The sequence below is a fragment of the Nocardioides sp. genome (assembly GCF_047607365.1).
GTDB lineage: Bacteria > Actinomycetota > Actinomycetes > Propionibacteriales > Nocardioidaceae > Nocardioides.
Genome location: NZ_JASGDD010000095.1, coordinates 1 through 5,953, shown reverse-complemented (window position 1 = coordinate 5,953; position 5,953 = coordinate 1). Strand labels below are relative to the sequence as shown.

The window sequence follows — 5,953 nt, the reverse complement described above, 5'->3', positions numbered from 1 at the left end:
GCCGTCGGGCCGGCCAGGTCGATCACGATCGCGTCCGCGCCATCCTGGAGCGCCGCCCTCGCCGCGTCCCGCGCGCTCACCGGCACCGGCCGCGCGTCGGGGCGCCAGGCGTGCAGCGTGGCGAGCGAGGTGAAGGCGAGCAGCGCGGTCCGGCCGTCGGCGCCGGTGACCAGCACCGTCGCCATGTCGGCGGTCTTGTCGTGGGCCCGGCCGTGCTCGTCGATCGCCAGCTCGCCGAGGACGGCCACGACCGGGACGAGGAGCCGGGCGCCGGTGAGCGCCGCCATGACGGCGTACCCGTCCCGGGAGGCGAGGGCGGCGACGAGGGCCTCGTCCGCGGCGCCGTCGTCGTCGGGGAAGGCCGGCGAGGCCAGCTCTCGATCTCGGCCACGGTCACGCACCCGCCGAGTGTCGCACCCTGCATGGAAGACTGCGGATTCGTGAGCACCGATCCCGCGCGGCCGTCGAGCCCCGCGAGCGCCGTGGAGCGCAACCGGCTGTGGGCACGCCTCTCGGACGCGGTGGCGCGGCACGAGGAGCCGTTGGCGACGCCGGTCATGGTCGTCGACCTCGACGCCTTCGCCGCGAACGCCGCCGACCTCGTGCGGCGGGCGGCCGGCACCCCGATCCGGGTCGCGTCGAAGTCGCTGCGCGTGCCCGCGCTGATCAGCCGGGCGCTGGCCCACCCAGGCTTCGCCGGCGTGCTCGGCTACACCCTCGCCGAGGCGCTCTGGCTCGAGGGCGAGGGGATCAGCGACGACATCGTGGTGGCCTACCCGACCGTGGACCGAGCCGCCCTGACCCGTCTCGTGGGGTCGCCGTCGGCGGCCGCGCACATCACCCTCATGGTCGACTCGGTCGACCACCTCGACGTCATCGACTCGGTCCGCTCCTCGCGCGCGGTGCCGATCCGGGTGGCGATCGACCTCGACGCCGGGCTGGACCTGCGCGTCACCCGCATCGGCCCGCGCCGCTCCCCCGTCCGCTCCGCGGACGACGCGCTGGCCCTGGCCCGGGCGATCGCCTCGCGGCCGGGCTTCCGGCTCGTGGGCGTGATGACCTACGAGGGCCAGGTCGCGGGCGTCCCCGACGACGTGCCCGGCCAGCGGATCCGCTCGGCGCTGGTCCGCACGCTCAAGGACCGCTCGATCGAGCAGCTGCTCGGGCGCCGCGCGACGGTCGTCGAGGGGCTGCACGACCTGCTGGGCGCCGGCGGGCTGGAGTTCTGGAACGCCGGCGGCTCCGGCTCGATCGAGAGCTCGGCCTCGGATCCGGTCGTCACCGAGGTGACCGCCGGGTCGGGGCTGCTGGTCTCCGGGCTCTTCGACCACTACCGCAGCTTCTCGCCGCGGCCGGCGGCCTTCTACGGGCTGCCCGTCACCCGCCGGCCGGACCCGTCCACCGCGACGGTCCACGGCGGCGGCCTCGTGGCCTCCGGCGCGGCGGGCCCGGACCGGCTGCCGATCCCCTGGGCGCCCGCGGGGCTCTCGCTCACCGGGCTCGAGGGCGCCGGCGAGGTGCAGACGCCGCTCGTCGGCGAGACCGCGTCGCGCCTGCGAGTCGGGGACCTGGTGTGGTTCCGGCACGCGAAGTCCGGGGAGCTCTTCGAGCACACGACGACCGCGCATCTCGTCGCGGGCGGTCGGATCATCGACTCGGTCCCCACCTACCGGGGTCATGGCCTCGCCTTCTGATCCCCTGCCCGAGCGCACCCAGGTGCTCGCGATCGACGGCCCGGCGGGGTCGGGCAAGACCACCCTGGCGAGCACGCTGCGGCTCCTCCAGCCCTGCGTCGTGATCCACATGGACGACCTCTACGACGGCTGGGACGGCCTCGACGCGGGGATCGCCCAGGTCGAGGCGATCCTCGCCGCGCTGGCCGCGGGCGAGCCGGCCGGCTACCGGCGCTACGACTGGGCCGCCGGGGCCTACGCCGCCACGGTGGCGATCCCGGCGACGCCGCTGCTGGTGATCGAGGGGGTGGGTGCCGGCGGCACCGAGCGCGCGCCGGACTGCCTCGTGTGGATGGACGCGCCCGCCGGCGTACGGCGGGAGCGGGCTCTGGCGCGAGGCGACTTCGGCGCGCCCGCCGATCAGCGATGGGAGCACTGGGCGGCGCTCGAGGCGGCCCACTTCGCTCGGGCACGCACCCGGGAGCGGGCCGACCTGGTCGTCGAGCCCTGACTCACTCCGGAGCGGCGAGCCGTCCGTCGGCGAGGCGCCCACCCGACTGCTTCACCAGGCGTTGGTAGGGCACCACCTCCATCGACTCGACACCCTCCAAGGCGCCGGTGCGGGCGGTGCCGAACTCGTAGAGATGGGCGAGGTCGCGGCAGCTGGCCGAGGCGAGCAGGTTGTCGCGCCCCGAGGTGGCCGCCGCGAAGCCGACCTCGGGCATGGCGGCCAGCGCCTCGCCCACCGCCTGGATCCTGCCGGGCCGGACCCGGAGGTGGACGCGTGCGCTGACGTCGTACCCGAACGCGCCGACCGCGAGGTCGAGGTCGATGACGAGCACGCCGGCGTCGAGGAGGCGCTGCAGGCGCCGGCTGACCCGGCCCTCGCTGACGCCGGCGGCCGCCGCCAGGTGGGCGGTGCTCGCCCGCCCGTCGAGCGCCAGCTCACGGAAGAGCACGGGGTCCCAGGGCTCGGTCCCCACCTCGGCCTTCGCCCGAGCCGGCCCGACGGCCCGCGACCGACCGCCGGTCAGGGCCTCCACCTCGTCGGCGCGGAGCAGCGGCGCGAATCCCTCCCAGTCGTGGGGCGTGAGCCCGAGAAAGAGGTGGAGGACCACACTCGCCTCGATGTCGAGGACGTGCGCCGCCCGCGGCAGGATGCGCGTCAGCAGCAGGTCGCGCTGCTCCACCGACACCGAGCGCACCGAGAACGACACCTCGGTGCCCGCTGCCGCGATGCCGAGCCACGCGACGTCGCCGCGGGCGGCGAGTGCCCGGCTGAGCGCATCGGCGCCGTCGGGCCGGCAGCGCACCCGGACGTGCCAGAGCTCCTGGCCGACGGCCAGCGGGTTGACGGTGCCGAAGACCCGCAGCGCGCCCTGCCGGTGCAGGGCGCCGTAGCGCCGTGCCACGGTGCGCTCGTGCAGGCCGAGCACGTCGGCCAGCCGGGCGAAGCTGGCTCGTGGGGCGAGCTGCAGCGCGCGGACCAAGCGCAGGTCGTCCTCGCTCCACGGTACGGCGGCTGTCTGGATCACTCACGGATCCTCTCGCAGATGTCGGCTTCCGTCACAGGGTCCACGAGACCGAGCGCATACCAACGCCTCGACCGAGATCGTGGACCGTCGGTCCCGCCCGACGGCGTACACCTCTGGCATGACCCAGAATCCCTCGGCCGCCACCGGCGACGCTCCGGCACGCCGCTGGTGGACGCTCGGCGTCGTGTGCGCCGCGACGTTCATGCTCCTGCTCGACGTGACGATCGTCGTCGTCGCCCTGCCCGACATCCAGCGGCACCTGGATGCGACCCTGGGACAGGTCCAGTGGGTGACCGACGCCTATGCGCTGAGCCTGGCGGCGCTGCTCCTGACCGCCGGCGTGCTCGCCGACCGGTTCGGCCGCAGGCTCCTCTTCCTCATCGGGCTGGCGATCTTCACCGCCGGCTCCGTGCTCTGCGCGGCGGCGCAGGACCCGGTGATGCTGATCGTCTCGCGTGCCGCCCAGGGCGTTGGCGGCGCGGTGCTCTTCTCGACGGCGCTGGCGATCCTCGCCGCCACCTTCCACGGCCGCGAGCGCAGCATCGCGTTCGGGATCTGGGGCGCGATCACCGGCGTCTCGACCGCCCTCGGGCCGATCCTCGGCGGCCTCCTGACCAGCGGCGTGAACTGGCGGGCCGTCTTCTGGGTCAACCTGCCGATCGGGGTCGTCGCGTTCGTCGTCGCACGACGCCAGCTCGCCGAGACCCGCGCTCCGCACGCCCGTCGTCCCGACTGGTGGGGATTCGCCACGTTGACCACGGGTCTCGTCAGCCTGGTCTACGGACTGATCCGGGCGAGCGAGGAGGGGTGGGGCGACAGCCTGGTGATCGCGTGCCTCGCGGCCGCGGCGGTGCTGATCGTCTCCTTCGGCCTCGTCGAGCGCATCGTCCCGCACCCGATGTTCGACCTCGGGCTGCTCCGGATCCCCACCTTCGTGGGCGGCTCGGTCGCCGCCTTCGCGATGAACGGATCGCTCTTCGCGATGCTGATCTACCTGACGATCTACCTGCAGAACGCCCTCGGGTACTCGGCACTCCAGGCAGGGGTGCGCCTGCTCCTCATGTCGGGCCTCGCGATGGTGGCGGCGACGATCGCCGGCCGCGCCTCGGCCCACGTGCCGGTGCGCCTCCTGGTCGGTCCGGGGCTCCTCCTCGTGGGCGTCGGCCTGCTGACCATGTCGGGGCTCGGCACGGACAGCTCGTGGACCCACCTGGCGCCCGGGCTCGTGCTGGGAGGCATCGGCACCGGCATGGTGAACCCGCCCCTGGCCTCGACCGCGGTCGGCGTCGTGCACCACCATCAGGCCGGGATGGCGTCGGGCGCGAACACGACGTTCCGCCAGGTCGGCATCGCGGTCGGCGTGGCCGCCTACGGCTCCATCCTCGGCTCCTCCACCGGGCACGACCCGGCGACGGCCTCACCGGAGGCCTTCGTCGACGGGCTCAATCGGCTGTTCGTCGCGTCGGGGAGCGTGGCCCTGGTCGGCGGCCTCGCCGCGCTGGCGCTCATCCGGCAGCGCGACTTCGCCACGCAGCACTAGGGCGCACGTCCTACTGGAAGGGCGTGGTCCGGGCGACGGCGAGTGAGCGCTTGAGCGAGAACGGGGAGGCCTGGTTGATCAGCCAGGGCCGGCCGAACCAGAGGTAGCCGTCGGCGTACGCGAGCGCGATCTGCTGCTGGGCGGCGCTCAGGCCGAGCCGGGAGTCCGTCACGTTGGTAGTCGGCGGGATCCCGAGCGTGTCGCACCGGGTCTGGCTCGTGCTCGAGCAGGTGTTGGCGTTGTCGAACGGGCCGCCCGGCTTCCCGGCGCGGTTCTGCGCCCAGGTGAAGGGCCGGCCGTTGTCGGCGGTGTCGATCACGAAGTGCTTGCCGGTGATCCCCTGCGCGGCCAGGGCGTCCACGATCTGCTTGCCGTAGTCGAGGTTGTCGGCGACCGAGGTGTAGTGCGTGGCGCCGAGCGCGAACCCGCGGGTGTACTCGACCCCGGCGGCCTGGAGGACCGGGATGATCTTCGCCATCGACAGCCAGTCGGAGTCCGAGGCGTCGAGGTAGACGCTGGTGCGCGGCAGCGCGGAGAGCTTCTGCGCGGCGTAGCGGACCAGCGCGAGCCGGGTCGCGGGGTCCTTCGTGCGCTTCTCCCAGGAGTTGTTGGGCACCGCGTTGAGGCCGAGGTCGGGCTCCAGCACGATCGCCGTGCGGGCGTTGCCGATCGCCTTCGCGGCGGCGTCGATCCACGCGCGGTAGTCGCTCTGCTGCTTCCTCGACAGCGCCCTGCCGCGGGCGTTCTCGCCGCCGGGCCACTCGCGGAAGAGGGCGAGCTGCACGAGCGTGTCCGCGCCGCCCTCCTTCTGCTGCGCCTTGATGGTCGAGCTGATCGCCGAGCCGATCGACCTGGTGGAGAAGGTGCTGGTGAACCACAGCATCCGCGGCTGGAGGGCGATCTTGGCGAGCAGGGCCTTGTTCGTGCCGGAGGCACGCTGGTACGCCGGGTAGATGCCGTTCCACGGGCCGCGGTAGACACCCCACGTGCCGCCTGCGAGGGGATTCTGCGCCAGCGCCGCCCGCTCCGCCTCCCGCTGCGCGCGCTCGGCGAGGACGGACTCCTTGAGCGTGAACCGGTGACCCGCCACGACCGGCTGCGGCGTGGTCGCCGCGGAGGCGAGCCGGGCCCCGTCGCCGTCGGTGCCGTCGGGCTCGCCGGCGTGCCCGCCGACCCCCACGATCGCCGCGGTCACGACGATCGCG

Annotated in this window: 6 protein-coding genes; 3 read left to right on the top strand and 3 right to left on the bottom strand. The window is 74.0% G+C overall.

Going from position 1 to position 5,953, the window contains the following annotated elements:
* Positions 1-401 (bottom strand): SseB family protein (locus tag QM572_RS07375; RefSeq protein ID WP_415091597.1); only part of this gene is annotated, 401 nt, incomplete at its 3' end.
* 39 nt (positions 402-440) lie between these two features.
* On the opposite strand from QM572_RS07375, the gene QM572_RS07370 reads away from it, so the two are divergent.
* Both QM572_RS07370 and QM572_RS07365 read left to right on the top strand, forming a co-directional pair.
* Complete coding sequence (locus QM572_RS07370) at positions 441-1,694, top strand: amino acid deaminase/aldolase (RefSeq protein ID WP_415091595.1); 1,254 nt, start codon at positions 441-443, stop codon at positions 1,692-1,694.
* A complete protein-coding gene (locus QM572_RS07365; protein ID WP_415091593.1) occupies positions 1,678-2,184 on the top strand; it encodes a uridine kinase family protein in 507 nt (168 codons plus the stop codon). The genes QM572_RS07370 and QM572_RS07365 overlap by 17 nt, the downstream gene beginning before the upstream one ends.
* Position 2,185: 1 nt before the next feature.
* Here the strand turns inward: QM572_RS07365 and QM572_RS07360 are convergent, their stop codons facing one another.
* A complete protein-coding gene (locus QM572_RS07360) occupies positions 2,186-3,208 on the bottom strand; it encodes an Lrp/AsnC family transcriptional regulator (protein WP_415091591.1) in 1,023 nt (340 codons plus the stop codon).
* A gap of 118 nt (positions 3,209-3,326) precedes the next feature.
* Between QM572_RS07360 and QM572_RS07355 the strand changes: the two genes are divergently transcribed.
* A complete protein-coding gene (locus tag QM572_RS07355) occupies positions 3,327-4,748 on the top strand; it encodes an MFS transporter (RefSeq protein ID WP_415091589.1) in 1,422 nt (473 codons plus the stop codon).
* A 10-nt stretch (positions 4,749-4,758) separates the two neighbouring features.
* On the opposite strand, the gene QM572_RS07350 is transcribed toward QM572_RS07355, so the two are convergent.
* Positions 4,759-5,953, bottom strand: a 1,195-nt coding sequence (locus QM572_RS07350) for a glycoside hydrolase family 6 protein (RefSeq protein ID WP_415091587.1), incomplete at its 5' end; no start/stop codon positions are given.